The 13,792-nt window shown below is 60.7% G+C and carries 8 protein-coding genes; 4 read left to right on the top strand and 4 right to left on the bottom strand.

Going from position 1 to position 13,792, the window contains the following annotated elements:
* Positions 1–651: 651 nt before the first annotated feature.
* The 3 genes from VJZ71_20295 to VJZ71_20285 all read right to left on the bottom strand — a co-directional run bounded on the left by VJZ71_20295 (position 652) and on the right by VJZ71_20285 (position 3,896).
* Complete coding sequence (locus tag VJZ71_20295) at positions 652–1,446, bottom strand: type II secretion system protein (GenBank protein HKQ50426.1); 795 nt, start codon at positions 1,444–1,446, stop codon at positions 652–654.
* Positions 1,443–3,167, bottom strand: a complete 1,725-nt coding sequence (locus VJZ71_20290; GenBank protein HKQ50425.1) for a serine/threonine-protein kinase — start codon at positions 3,165–3,167, stop codon at positions 1,443–1,445. The genes VJZ71_20295 and VJZ71_20290 overlap by 4 nt, the downstream gene beginning before the upstream one ends.
* A gap of 105 nt (positions 3,168–3,272) precedes the next feature.
* Complete coding sequence (locus VJZ71_20285; protein ID HKQ50424.1) at positions 3,273–3,896, bottom strand: sigma-70 family RNA polymerase sigma factor; 624 nt, start codon at positions 3,894–3,896, stop codon at positions 3,273–3,275.
* Positions 3,897–4,064: 168 nt separating this feature from the next.
* On the opposite strand from VJZ71_20285, the gene VJZ71_20280 reads away from it, so the two are divergent.
* From VJZ71_20280 to VJZ71_20270, 3 genes are all read left to right on the top strand, one after another.
* Positions 4,065–4,352 (top strand): hypothetical protein, encoded by a 288-nt coding sequence (locus VJZ71_20280; GenBank protein HKQ50423.1) that lies wholly within the window; start codon positions 4,065–4,067, stop codon positions 4,350–4,352.
* A 371-nt stretch (positions 4,353–4,723) separates the two neighbouring features.
* A complete protein-coding gene (locus VJZ71_20275; protein HKQ50422.1) occupies positions 4,724–10,819 on the top strand; it encodes a S8 family serine peptidase in 6,096 nt (2,031 codons plus the stop codon).
* A gap of 250 nt (positions 10,820–11,069) precedes the next feature.
* Positions 11,070–11,735, top strand: a complete 666-nt coding sequence (locus tag VJZ71_20270; protein HKQ50421.1) for a PEP-CTERM sorting domain-containing protein — start codon at positions 11,070–11,072, stop codon at positions 11,733–11,735.
* A 222-nt stretch (positions 11,736–11,957) separates the two neighbouring features.
* Here VJZ71_20270 and VJZ71_20265 read toward each other — a convergent pair whose 3' ends face one another.
* Entirely contained in the window at positions 11,958–12,674 is a 717-nt protein-coding gene (locus VJZ71_20265; protein ID HKQ50420.1) for a ThiF family adenylyltransferase, read from the bottom strand.
* Between the two features lie 273 nt (positions 12,675–12,947).
* On the opposite strand from VJZ71_20265, the gene VJZ71_20260 reads away from it, so the two are divergent.
* Entirely contained in the window at positions 12,948–13,709 is a 762-nt protein-coding gene (locus VJZ71_20260) for a hypothetical protein (GenBank protein ID HKQ50419.1), read from the top strand.
* Positions 13,710–13,792: the final 83 nt, after the last annotated feature.

Genomic DNA, 13,792 nt, shown 5'->3' with positions numbered 1-13,792 from the left:
GGATTCCAGAAACGCGGCCGAATCCGGTCGTCGTTGCAACGGCGATGACCAATGCATCACCGTTACCCACGGCAACGTTATGCGTAGAATGGGTCTCACCGGACAAGAAAGTATTCCGAGGAATCGCTCCGCCGACTGTCTGAGTGGGAGTGTTAGTATGGCCTGTCACGTCCACATTGACTCGATAATCAGCGTTATCAGGGGCAACCGCGTACGTAAACACCTGATAAGCTCCGACGGCTAGGCCGTCAAACGTATACGTTATACTCTGGCCGACGCCGCCGATGTCCTGGGCGTCGTTCAGGAGCTTTGCATAGTTGCCCGTCGCGCTCTGATTTTTGAATCCAAAGTTGCCGCCAGTGCCAGTGCTGCGAGTCACGCTAGCGCCGCTTGCACTGCCATCGAGCCCGACGAGCAAAAATGGCCCCGTAGTTGTACCTGTGATCTCGTTCCAATTCCCGATCTGGCCCGCCGCCCCGGCGAATGAGGTCGCCGGAGCACCACGGCCCGGCGCACCGGCGACCTCCGTTCCCACATCGATGTTAAATGACTGTCCCTTGACTTGTATACTGGTCAGGTAGATGAGAAGGGCCGCGACAACGCCAATTCGAGGAGTGTGTTGAGTGCGGCTGAAGCTCAATACGAAAGATTTCACGGCGTCGGAATCTCCTGCTGACAAGCAACGGCGTCGTCCGCCAGATCTGCGAACGGAAGGAGCGCGAATTCGTCGGACACAAACAGATTCTTCCGGATGCGGACAAAATCCGCATGACCGTCCAGGAAGGCCAGGTTGTGGCTATATGGACTTCCATGCCACTCGATCCGCTCGCTTGTATAACGCCACCAGGCCGCATACCACCCAAGGTCGCCGAAAAGAATCAAGCGGGCGCTATCCGTCGATGCCTTGGGGCGGGTCAGGTTCTTGAGGCGCTTGTTGACCTTCATCACCAGGCTGTAGCAAGGATCGGCGAGAGGCAACTCGGGATACTGATCTTGTCCGATGACAAAGGGGTTGGCCATGTAGCTGGTACCGTAATACGTGAAGGCCGTTGGCTTGGCCGTGCGGCTGCCTGTATCGGCCGGGCATCGAAAGACTTCGGCGCCGCTTGGCTGGACGGCCTCGAATCCTAAATGCCGGTTGAGCGGCTTGGGAACCGCAAACTGCGCTGCACCCTTGCCTTGGATGCCGCCGTAGTTGAAGTAGGCGTTCATGCCCTGATAGAAGAGTCCCCCGCTGTCGTCGAGATAGACATTCCAGGCCGTGGCGAGTTGACGAAGGTTGGATTGGCACTGCGTTCGCCGTCCGCTTCGCCGCGCCGCGGACATCGCTGGGAAGAGGATGGCGATCAGCAACGAGACGATGGCGATGACGACGAGCACTTCTACCAACGTGAAGGCCGAGCGAGGCGAGTGAGTTTGACCGTTCCTCGAAACCGTGGATTTCATGGTCGCAGTTCCTCCTTCCGCGATAAATCCTCCTCATGATCGGCCCCCACTTGCAGTTCAAGTTGGTGAAGGCGCGCCTCCGCCGCCGTGGAATACCAATTCGGCCCGGATGATTGCGAGCATTTGGCGTAAGCATCCTGGGCATCTTTCGTGCGGCCGGCCTTCAAGAGCCGTTCGCCCACGACGAAATAGCCCATCGGAGTTTCTTCCGCGGCGAGTTGGGCCAGAAATCGCTCTTCGGGCCAGGTCGGGTCGAGCAAGAATTGCATGGCGCTGAATTCGGCTGTGCCAGGGGGCACCTGATCCCGAATCTTTTTCGCGTATTGAATACGATCGGCATGCCATTCGAGGAGGAACCACCCCAGGGCCATGCGCTGGACTTGAAGCTGGGCTAATCGAGCCCGTGCTTGTGAGCCTCGGGCATCCTCGGCGGCCTCTTCCGCGGTCTTCTGTAATACGTCCGACGCCTGGCGCTCGTTGCGATAGAAATGAATGCTGATGGCGGTCGCGCTGATCAGCGTGACGATAACGGATGAAAACATGACTGTTAACAGGGCGTGGCGCCGAGCGAGCTTCCGAACCAAATACCAGGTACTATCCCGACGGGCGCTGATCGGCGCGCCGGCCAGGAAAGATCGAAGGTCGTCCGCCAACACACCGGCCGAGGGATAACGCCGTTCGCGCTGCTTGGAGAGGCTTTTGAGCACGATCGTATCCAGATCACTGTCAATCTGCCGTCGAAGGTGGCTGGGGCGCAAGGGGTCGGAATTCAAGATTCGGTCTTCGACGTCGCGACGGGTGCCCAGGACCGGATACGGCGACTGACCGGTCAGCATCTCGAAGAGAATGACACCGAGGGCATAGACGTCGGTGCGGGTATCAATCTTGCCGGGAATTCGCTCGACCTGTTCGGGGCTCGCCCAGCGCAGCGATCCCAGAAACTCCCCAGTCTGGGTCATATCCACGAATCGCCCCCGGGGGTCCAGGTCGCCGAACACGATCTTGGCCAGGTCGAAGTCGAGGATGAGCGGCTCACCACGCTCGTCAATACAGATGTTGCCCGGCTTCAGATCGCGGTGGATGACGCCGCGAAGGTGGGCGGCGTTGACGGCATCGCAGACCTTGATGAAGAGGCGAACGAGTTCCTCGATGTCTTGGTGCTGTCGACGCGATGATAATCGGGCGCTTCGCCAAGATGTACGTCTTCCGGGTTGCGGCGCGGTGGGCGGAGTTACCAGGGATGAACCACGCCGACGCTCGAGCCAGTCATCCAGCGCGTGGCCTGCGATGTAATCCATGACATAGAACATCGCCCCGCCGGCCTCACCACTATCGATGATGCGCACGATGTTTGGGTGGTTCAGTTCGCTGAGGATGCGGACGCCCAGTTCGATCCGCGATCGATTGCGCGGATCCGAAAAGGGGCCTTCGCGGAAGACTTTCAGGGCGACCTTCTTGCCGGTGCTCTCTTGAAGGGCCTGATAGACGACGCCTTGGCCACCGCCATGAATCTTGCGAACTAACTGGTATCCTTTGAATATATCCGCGGCGAGGGAATCGCCGGCGGGGACGCGGGAAGGCGACTCGCCTGTGGCGGGCACGGTTTCCGTTGTCCCTCCCGCCGGGATTGCCCCCATCTGTTGCAATGCGGCATCGACTAGTGACGTTTCGCCCTTGGCCAAGGAGGGAGAGTCGGAGGGGTGTTCGGTGCGCGTAGTCATTTGATCCTCGCGTCGTACCCTTCGCGCATAAGGCGCAGCCTTCGCAACGCCGAGTCCTAATTGTTGGCCATCCTTACATGAAGAGCGTCACAATTGCTCTGGAACTCACGCAGACCGGCTGTACATCGCCGACACGGAGGGCAGGAGCCGGCGAAGCCCCTCGACCGCCCTCGCCCGAAGCATGTAAACGGCTCCTGGAGAGCGGCTCATCGCCTTCGCCACCTCGTTAACGGACCGGCCGTCTAGGTCGTACATCTGTAGCACCGACCGGTAGTCGGTAGGGAGTTGCTCCATGGCCTTTTCGAGGATGTGTCGCCGTTCATGGCCGGCGGCGTCACGGCTGGGGGTCATGCTGTCCTCGCCGACGAGGTCGTACAGCGCGGCGACGGAATCGTCGGTTCGCGCCTGTCGAACCTGCCTGCGCGGATCGGGCCGCTTGGCGCGGGTCAGCCCTCGAATGGCATCTTGAAGGTTGTTCTCCGCGATCCGTCGGAGCCAGGCGACGAATGCCGGCATGCCGCTGGGCTGGAGTTTCTTGATTTGAAGAAAGGCTTCGAGGTAGGTCACCTGAAGTACATCATCCTCGTCGACCATCGATCGCCATTCGGGGCTGATAGCCCCGGACAGCGCCTGACGAACGTCGCCGCCATGGCGGGTCAGCAGCATGCCGAGCGCCTCCCGCTCGCCAGCGACCGCCTTTACGAGAAGCTCATCATCGCGCCCAGACATCGATGCGCCTCAGAGTCCTTTTGGATGTAGAAGTCCAAGCCAGATATAGCCTACCAAAAAAGTCCTCTTTTTTCAATCTCGTGAGTACGGGGCGATCGGCGTCGCTGAGAGAACAGTCCCCTGCAAAGGCCGCCGCACCGAGCCCTTGCGGAGAATGGAGTGAAAGCGATGAACCCTTGCCTGACAGACGAACGGCTTCGGTGTGAGCGGATGAAGCGGGAGTTGGCCGCCTTTCTGGGCAGCCACCTGCGCCGCTCCGATGATGAACTGCGGCGACAGGAACGCAGCCCATCCCCCGGTCGCGACAAGATCCGGCATGACCAGGGAGAGCGGTTCAGAGCACTGTGCGCCCAAGCGGTTGCGGGGGCGACGCCTTTTCGCGGACGACGCGAAATGAGTGGACTGAGGCAACTACTGATATTCGTGATGAAAAAGCTCGCGCGGTTGATGCGCTGAGGTCGCGATTATTCAGGAAGAGAAACCTCCGATGATGCGAGGCCATCTCGGGCCACCGCGGCGGACCTGACCCAGCGTGAAAACTCTTCTCCTTCTCGCTTAGTGAACGATGGGCCAGGCCGTTCGCGGGGTTGTCGAGGCGGAAACCCAACGAGTTCGACGTTTGAATGGTTCAAGACTTGAAAGGACACATCGCAATGTTGAAGTCAATGTCCGTCTGTCGGGGCACGCGCAGGACTCCCGTTTCCTTAGCTGCTTACTGTTTGTTGGTGCTGGGCATGTCCCCTATTACCGCCCGGAGCGGCGAGGCGGATGGAGTGATATCGCCGGCACCGGATACCTCTGCCGACCATGTCCCGGGCGAGGTACTTGTGTTGCTGTCAGCTGACGTGAATCACGACGGGCGTCTGGATGCCGCTGAAAAACTCGATGGAGTCGAGGCGGCAGTGAAAGGGACAATCATGCGCCGGATTCCGCTCAGGCCGGGACAACGCGCTCTGCGGGTCCAGTTGCATCCTGGAAAAGCGGTGGCGGACGCTATCGCCGAAAATTGGGGCCGAGGCGACGCGAGGATTGTGGCCGTCGAACCGAACTACGTGGTGCGGATTCTCACCACACCGAATGATCCTCGTTTTTCAGAAATGTGGAGCCTGAGCAATACCGGGCAAACGGGTGGCGTGTCCGACGCGGACATTGACGCGCCCGAGGCCTGGGACATTACGACGGGATCGACGCCGGCCATCGTGGCCGTTGTGGACACGGGCATCGATTACCTGCATCCCGATCTCGTGGACAACATGTGGAAGAACCCGGGCGAGACCGGCGGCGGAAAGGAGACCAACGGCATCGATGACGACGGAAATGGTTACGTCGATGATGTTCATGGCTACGATTTTTTCCAGAATGACAGTGACCCGAGCGACGCGCACAGCCACGGCACCCACGTGGCCGGAACGATTGGAGCCCATGGGAACAACGGACTCGGGGTGACCGGCGTGAACTGGCAATGCCGGCTGATGGCCTGTCGGTTTCTGAATGCGGGGGGTTCTGGTTCGACGGCCGATGCGATTGAGGCGATCAACTACGCGGTGGCCAACGGGGCCAAGGTACTGAACAACAGCTGGGGCGGAGGCGGATATTCGGCCTCCCTGGAGGCGGCGATTGCGAACGCCCGCGATCAGGGCGTGCTGTTTGTGGCGGCGGCGGGCAATGCCGCCTCGGACATCGATACGGTCCCAACCTATCCTGCGTCCTACAACGTTTCGAATATCATTGCGGTCGCCGCGACCACGAATACGGATTCGCTGGCCTCGTTCTCAAACTTCGGCGACCTGTCCGTGCACCTTGGGGCGCCGGGCGTAAGCGTGCTGAGTTCCATTCCCAATTACGCCACGCTCTTTTCGGAGGATTTCCAGGGCGTGTCGCCACCGACGATCGGATCGAGTTTCGTCATGGACGGCCCGGCGAATCGCTGGGGGACTGTGCAGAACAACATCGGATTCGCCGGCAACAAAGCGGCTCGGGGCGATTGGGCTAACGCGTCACCCTACCTGGGCGGAAGCGAAGGGTCCATCGTGACGACGACAATGGATACACGGGGGCTGCGCGGATTGGCCTTGCAGTTCTCTTATCGCTATCAGATTGGTTCGACCGACGCCCTTAGCGCTGATGTCTGGGACGGGACGACCTGGCGGACGGTCTTTACAAGAAACAGCAGCAACCTCCAGTCTTTCTACTATTTCACGCGCATTGACATCCCGGAGTCCTATCGGAACGCGGCCATGAAAGTTCGATTCCGCTGGATGACTGATTTGAGCGACAACAATTACTACGGCGCCGAGATTGACGATGTTCGCGTCGTTTGCATGGGCTCCAACTACGCCAACTCGTATTCACTTTTTAGCGGCACTTCCATGGCCTGTCCCCATGTGGCCGGAGTTGCGGCGCTCGCCTGGGGCAACAATCCAGGCCTTTCGTTAGCGTCGCTCAAGGACCGGATTGTCGCAACCGGCGACGCCATCCCCGCGTTGGCGGGAAAGACGATCTCCGGTCGGAGGCTGAATGCTTACAACGCCCTTCAAACCGCGGGCCTCACCGTCACGTCGCCCAATGGCGGAGAGAATTGGACCGTCGGCACGACGCACCCAATCACATGGAGTTCATTCGGCGGCGGGCCGACGGTGGACGTTGATTTGCTCAAGGACGGCATTTTCCATTCCAACCTGACCAACGACGCTCCGAATACCGGTTCTTTCTCGTGGAACATTCCGGCCGGACTGACGACCGCGTCGGATTACCGGGTTCGCATCACCGATGGGACAATCACCGACCAGAGCGACGCGAATTTTGCACTGGCGGCGAGCGGTTGCACCGTTCCGCCTCCGGTGCCGGCGAATCCGACCCCTGTGGACGAGGCCGTCGCCGTTGCTCTTGACGGAAACCTTACATGGAACGCGGGGGGCGGCTCCGGCTTCTGCGTCGTGGTGCCGAATGCAAATACGAATTCGGAGGGCGACTCGAATAATGCCTACCCGTTTAGTAGCGGAGTTTTTCCGTCCCAGAGGTATCAACAGATATACGACGCCTCTCAATTTCCGGAGGCCGGCCTCATCACCGCGATTCGCTTCCGGCCGGACGATACTCATGGCAATGCGTTTACAAACGCCGCGGTTCAGGCGCAGATTAGCCTGGGCTACTCGGCCCGGCCGGTGGCGAACCCCTCAACCACATTCTCGGACAACATCGGCCCCGGGACCGTCCAGGTCTTCAACGGCACATTGACGCTTTCCAGCGCCGATAGCGGAGGGCCGCCACGGAGTGTTGACATCGTCGTTGACGTGGAGGACCAGTTCTTTTATGACCCGGCGCTTGGGCCCCTGCTTCTCGACATTCGCGTTCTCAACTCACCAGTTACAACTTTTTTTGACGCCGACGGCGAATTTTCCGGTCAAACAGCTACGACGCGCATCTTCTCCATTTCCACCGCGAGTGATTTGACGGGAGGCACGGACATGTACCCGTACGGGCTGGTAACCATGTTCTGCTTCAATGGCGGCGCGCCCTTAAGCATGGGCCCGCTAATCGCACACCCGCGGACAGAACTGGAGGCGGAGCCCGTTGCGTTCGAGTTCGATCCAGCCACCGGAGTAGCCTGGCCGGATCGTGGGGCGCGCAACGGGAACACGGCCGCGAGCATGCGCGGCAAGCCGTTTGTCGTCGACTCTGCGCCGGTCTTGGACGGCATGCGACGAACCTCGGCTGAAATCCTCGCAGTGCGTTCAGAATTCAAACGCGATTTGGGCTCCAGCGAGTCGGAGGGAAGCCGCGCTATTCGAGTGCCCCCGAGCGAGCCTGCGAGTGCTCCGTCGATGCACCCACCCGCGCCGCGTCCCGCTGCGCCGGCGAGGGGCGGCACGACGGTCCTCGATGCGGTTCAGCGCGGCTGGTGGATGAACGACGGTTTTCATGATTCCACCAACAACAACACATTCACCGGCCAGGACGGGGGGGGGGCTGACATCTTCAATTCCTATTTTAGCTTCGACCTAAGTGGGGTCGGCACCGTGGCCAGCGCCACGTTGCGGTTAGAGCTAGAGAACTACTATGGCCCGGACCCATCGGAATCCGTAACGGTCCATGACGTCTCTACTCCCGCCGCGACGCTAGAGGCGAGTGGTACCAATGTCGCGATCTTCAACGACCTCCAGACGGGCAGCGTTTACGCGACATTCACGGCCCGAGCGTCGGATGTCGGAACCATACTAGACATCCCGTTGAGTGCGGCGGCGATCAACGACATCAACGCGGCCGGCGGCTATTTTTCGGTCGGGCTCCACTGCGACCAAATCACGCTGCCGAGCGGCGATGAAGGTGTCCGCTTCAGCCAATCTGATGAGCCAAGAGTGCATCAACTTGTACTCGAGGCCGGCTCGTCTTGCCCGGCGACGTACGACGTGCTGTTTGGCACGTCCAACCCGCCGACGACGGTGTTGTGCAACGACGTGGCGGGGACGACGTGCGATCCGGGCGCGCTTGTGGCAGGGACCAGGTACTACTGGCAGGTGGTCGCGACGAACGCGATCGGCAGCACAACTGGCCCGGTGTGGTCGTTCACCACGGCGCAGCCTTGCACTTCGCCGCCGGTTCCGGCCGATCCAAACCCCTCCGACGGGGCCACAGACGTGCCGACGAATTCCGAATTAGGTTGGAACATGGCGACTAGGTTGTTCGGTGAGCGAAATGATGCCGATCACCTGGCCTTGGCGGCAGTGAGTCGACCGGAGTCGCTGCAGTTTGGGGCCTCGCCGTCGGTCGGTCGATTCCCCGCCGAGGCGTTTGAGGGCCATGAAGGAGTGACGGTTCAAATCCTGGCGTTCCGAGGGCATTCGGATAACAGTGCTAGCGGAGAATACGAGAATACGCTCAACGCGATCGCCCAATTCTTCGCCGCATTCGCCGTGACGCCAACAGTCACGGAGAGTGCAAGCGGGCTGGCAATGGAACTGGCGGGCAAGAACGTCTTCTTGGTGCCGGAGCAGGAATTTTGGACGGCCGGTGCCATGGCCGCGTGGGGAACAAGCATTGCGACGGTCATGCAAAACTTCGCGGCCAATGGAGGTCGGGTGATCGTTACGGACTACAACTTTGGGGATGAGTTCGTTAACGCGACGGGCCTGATGACGGTGGGGGCGAATACCTCGCTATCCTGGATGACTCAGCCCTGCACAGTGGTGCAGCCGGGGCATGCGGTGATGGCGGGCGTGCCAAACCCGTTCAATGTGATGAACGGCCTGTCTTCGTTCGCGGGAGTGACGAATGGGACGGTGCTCGCGACGCTGAACTCGACGGGCAGCCCATCGGTGATTGCGCGAGAATTCGGCGCCGGCGGCATCGTGATAATGGCTTGGGATTACTTTAGCTACAACACCGACATGGCCCGCATCGTCGCCAACGCGGTTCAATGGCCGGAGTCGGGACACTGTTCGACGACATACGACGTGCTGTTTGGCACGTCCAATCCGCCAATGACATTGGTGTGCGACGACGCGACGACGCCGACGTGCGATCCCGGACCGCTGGCGGCGGGAACGACGTACTACTGGCAGGTGGTCGCGACGAACTCGGTCGGCAGCGCGGCGGGGCCGGTATGGTCCTTCACGACCGAGCAGCACATCGACTTCGAGTTTGCGCTCGTAGTCCTCACCGCTCCAAGTCTGTCAGACCGCGGGCCTCTGCCAGCCTCGCTGGGCGTCTGCATCAACAAAGGCGAGACTTTCCTTGTTGAACTGTGGGCGACTGACTCCGGCGCCATCAACACGGGGGTCGTTTGTGTTTTCGCCGATTTGCTGTATCCCGCAAGCCAACTTTCTGTAGTCGGCATCTCCGCCGCGCCGCTTTTTGCACAGTTCTCCAGTGGAACCGACCTGACCGGTCGGATCGATGAACTCGGGGGTTGCGGTCTGCCGAATAACGGCGTGGGAGTGGGCGAATGGGCTCGTGTCGCCATCGTGGAGTTCCGGGCCAATGAATGCCTGGACCCCAGTGACGTTTGTTTAGAGCCTGCCGTCCTGGAATCGTCCGCGTACGGGCGAGGCACGGTCCCCATCAGCGCGATCCAACACGATTGCCAGCCCCTCTGCATCGACGAATCTTGCGTGTACGACCTAAGTGGTGATGGTTGCATCAACGCCGTCGATCTGGGTCTCTTCGCAGCGTGCTGGTCGTGTGTCAACACCAGTCCCTGTTGGACCAACTCCCAGTGTCAGGAGAAGGATTTCGATTGCAGCGGCCTCGTCGCCGCCGGCGATCTGGGCTGGTTCGCCACCGCTTGGGCCAAGTGCTGTAGCGATTCGTCGATCTCGTATTCCGCTTGCCGGCCGAGATGCTCAGGGGGAGCCTCGTCGGTTGACGTACAGGGTGGGGCCTCGGAGGCCGCCCCTGGAGTGGACAACGCTTCGGCCGTTGGACTCGGCACTGTGGACCTGGCGGTGCGCCTCTCGCTACAGCCCGGCGCAGAAGACGAAACGGCTGGGCCCTTGCCCCCGGGGCTCAGTGGGCCATTGGAGGCGGGTCAGCGAGTGTTTGCCGAGGTTTGGATCCGCCATCGCTTCGACGCCAGCCAGGGAATCACTGCCGCCTTCGTGGACGTGACGGCCTCGACGAGCAATTTTGCGCTGGTCGGTGTCGAACCGGGTCGCATCTTCACGATGTTGTCAAATCCCGTGATCGATGCGGAACATGGCCTGGTTCATAGCGTGGGAGGCGCAACGATGGAACCCCACCACGCCGACAATAAATGGAGTCGGCTAGCCCTCGTCGAGTTGGAAGTTAAACGGCGCGTGGTGCGTCCAAAGGTCACCGCGCGTCCGATCCAAGGTGAGGCCGTCTCCGGCTACGGCCTTGGCCTGATTCCCACCGATCGGGTGAAGCTCGTGACTCTAGTGGATGTTGAACCAACGCCCCAATGAGGATGGTTCGGCCTCGGGCCGCACTCAACAAACAACCGTGGAGACTATCGTGTCGACATCGATTAACAGAGGTCATGACGAACACAGACCGACATGTTCGCCCACGGTGTGACTGCTAGGTAGTTCGTCAATCGGATCAGACGCGTCCGAGCAAGATGAGGAGTAACATCCCATGAACACATCGCAAAGGCCGACTTCCAGGATGCCCGTGAGAGCTCTTAAGATTATGGCCACTTCCCGAATGCACACGATGTCCACGGCGCCCCTCCTAGTGTTTCTCGCAATCGGCGTGCGCGCCGAAGTGCTTCTTGGCGGCCCAATCACGGATGTGGAAGTCCTGCTGATTCCTCGATCGGTGTCAGACGGTCCGGACTTCGTACCCAATCCCGCGGACCTCCCCACCGCTATGTCTTCTCTCGACCGCACGTTGATGGCCGTGTTCGTCCTGGAAATCTGGATGAGCGATGTGGGTGCGACCAACACCGGCATCGTCGCGGCCTACTTCAATGTCCAGTGGAATACTGTCATCCCCATTGTCGCTCAGCCCATCGACAATAGCCTGCCGACCCTCAATCACAGCAGCCTGTATGGTGGTTTTCTCAGTGGCACCGAAGACAATGCCCTCGGACGCGCCACCGACTTCGGTGGAAGCGACTTCACGTTCTCCGGGCTGGCGATACAGCCGGCCTATGTTCGCCTGGGACACATTGGCTTTGATGCGGTGGCCGACGGCATGATCGAGTTCAGCGGCGTCGTAGGGTCTCTCGGCGTGGGCGTTCTGGGACGCATACCGGAATCGGTAAACATCGCTCCGGTCAGCCTCGCTATCGTGCCGGAGCCAACCTCCCTAGGCCTCATAAGCCTTGCTTTCGTTTTTCTCCGACGTCGCCGGCGCGAGAGGGACTCTCCCCGCTAGGCGAGAATCATGCGTGGCAATCTCGCGACAATTCGTAGGCGATGGGTGCGCTGCGTTAATGAACAACCGATCGGCGCTAACAAATTGCGGCCGACCGCGATCCCCACCTCGGGTAGGTCGCCCACCGGACCGAGCTGGTCCATCCCGCACTTCGCGCATCGCCAGAAAAGATTCAATCGATCGATCATCGGTAATTACTCCTTGGGTGAGGCTGGTCGCGGATCACGAACGGCAGGCCACCTTGCTGGGACCGTCCCGATCGGACATGGCGCCCACGCTCCACTCCGCCGCCAGCAGATTGAGTTGAAGGTCCGCCTCGACCGGCAGCTTTCGCAGGAACTTGGCGAACTGGGCGACCATGAGGCCGGCCGCGATGTTGGCGCAGTAGATCGTACTTTTGGCCGTACAGGTCCCGCCGTAGGCCTCGGCTGCGGCAAACAGCGTCGTCGCGTAGTGGCGATACCCAGCGGCGTCGGCGACGGTCAGGACGCGAAGCACCTCGGCGGACATTCGGCCGTCACCGAAGAACTCGACCCGGTCCTTGACCGCCTGCCAGATCAGCCGCCGCGTCTCGATCGAATCCACGGCACAGAACAACACGTTGCCGATCTCCATGCTGCGGCGGAAGCGTTCCTGGTGCTCCAGTGTTTCCAGGCGGTGATGGATCTGCTGGCACAGGTCGGCCGTCGCCGAAACCTTCGACCGGCCCAGGTCATCCTCCAGGTAGCCCTGCGGCGCCAGGTTCACAGTCTCGACGGTATCAGGGTCGATAAGCTGCAGCGCCGAGATGCCCATCGCCGCCAGTTGCAGGGCGACCTGCCGGCCGATCGCCCCGACGCCCACGACGGTAGCCCGGCAGGCCGCCAGCCGCTCGGGCGGGATGATGTCCCGCTGGCGGAGGTCGCGGTCGGCAAGCTCAGAGTTTGTAGATTGATTCATGTTTGTTCCTTCCTTTCAGTTTTCCTCAGGCAAGTAATATGCGCGCTTTGCGCGCAGGAAAGATGCATCCGAAGTCACCCGTAAGCGCCGAGCGACCCTTATCGGACTGCTGAGTCGAGGTTCGTTGACTCCCTGCTGTGAAATGTGTCTAATCGGAGGAGTTGTGTGCCGTTTCGATCCCTGGGGCGGACTACACGCGGGTGGGCCCGGCGTTGGTGCAGTTGATCGTTCGAAAAGCGAAGTTTACCCGCGCATTTACAAAAAGGGCCTAACATGCCTCGCCGCAAAGGCCGGAATTACCTTGTCCTCTTCGTACTTTCCGTCGGCCCGTGGGTCCAGAATGCCCCCGCCACCCTCATTTCGTATGCCGCATTGATCAACGACGCCGGTCCCAGCGGTACCTTGACCTACGGCTCCGATGGGTACGACTTGTACGCGACCTCCCTGGACGGCGAGCCCACCTCCAGTGGACCCATCCCCTTCGGTCCAGTTCGCCTCTCGAGCCTGCCTCCCTACATCACCAGCGTGACCACCGCAGGCGCCAACTCGTATTACCGCTCCAACAGCTATGCCAACATCGTCAATCCCCAGACCGGCACCCTGGTGCACAGCGGGCTGACCTACCATTTCAGTCCCTCCAATCTCGAAAAGGAGCTACTGAACATCACCATCGGCGCCGGCGCCCCGTCCGAATTCTACATTGGTTACCTCACCGATACGGGAGACGGCCCCTGGGACTATCCCGATGGCCTGCGCTTCAAGCAGGCGACGGGCGGGGCGGGCGACAGCACCCTCATCACCACGGTTCAAGATGCCAACAAGGGAGTGGATATCTATTTTTTCCGCATCACGGGGGCGAACCCCGGCGACGTGATCACCACGTCCGGCTTTGAGACGCTGGGAGGCGTCAACTATTACAACCTGACGGCCAGCGGCCTGCTGTTCACGCAGTACATTCCCGAACCGGCCTCGCTCTCGCTGCTCAGCCTCGCCGTCGTCGCACTCGCCTCGCGCGCAAAGCGATCAATGCGCTGATCGAGAGACCAACCAAAAGTCGCTTATACTGGGTCGCCGTTGGCCAAAGAACGGCATAGCGCTCGGCGATGACACGTTGCGCC

It is taken from the genome of Phycisphaerae bacterium, from assembly GCA_035275405.1.
Classification (GTDB): domain Bacteria; phylum Planctomycetota; class Phycisphaerae; order UBA1845; family UTPLA1; genus DATEMU01.
Note: the sequence above shows the minus strand (reverse complement) of the source record. Positions and strands in the feature narration are given on the sequence as shown.

Bases quoted from the DNA above. Each gene is read 5' to 3' on its own strand.
- VJZ71_20290 (HKQ50425.1), bottom strand. From the start codon at position 3,167: ATGACTACGCGCACCGAACACCCCTCCGACTCTCCCTCCTTGGCCAAG.
- VJZ71_20260 (HKQ50419.1), top strand. From the start codon at position 12,948: ATGCCTCGCCGCAAAGGCCGGAATTACCTTGTCCTCTTCGTACTTTCC.
- VJZ71_20295 (HKQ50426.1), bottom strand. From the start codon at position 1,446: ATGAAATCCACGGTTTCGAGGAACGGTCAAACTCACTCGCCTCGCTCG.
- VJZ71_20285 (HKQ50424.1), bottom strand. From the start codon at position 3,896: ATGTCTGGGCGCGATGATGAGCTTCTCGTAAAGGCGGTCGCTGGCGAG.
- VJZ71_20280 (HKQ50423.1), top strand. From the start codon at position 4,065: ATGAACCCTTGCCTGACAGACGAACGGCTTCGGTGTGAGCGGATGAAG.
- VJZ71_20270 (HKQ50421.1), top strand. From the start codon at position 11,070: ATGTCCACGGCGCCCCTCCTAGTGTTTCTCGCAATCGGCGTGCGCGCC.
- VJZ71_20265 (HKQ50420.1), bottom strand. From the start codon at position 12,674: ATGAATCAATCTACAAACTCTGAGCTTGCCGACCGCGACCTCCGCCAG.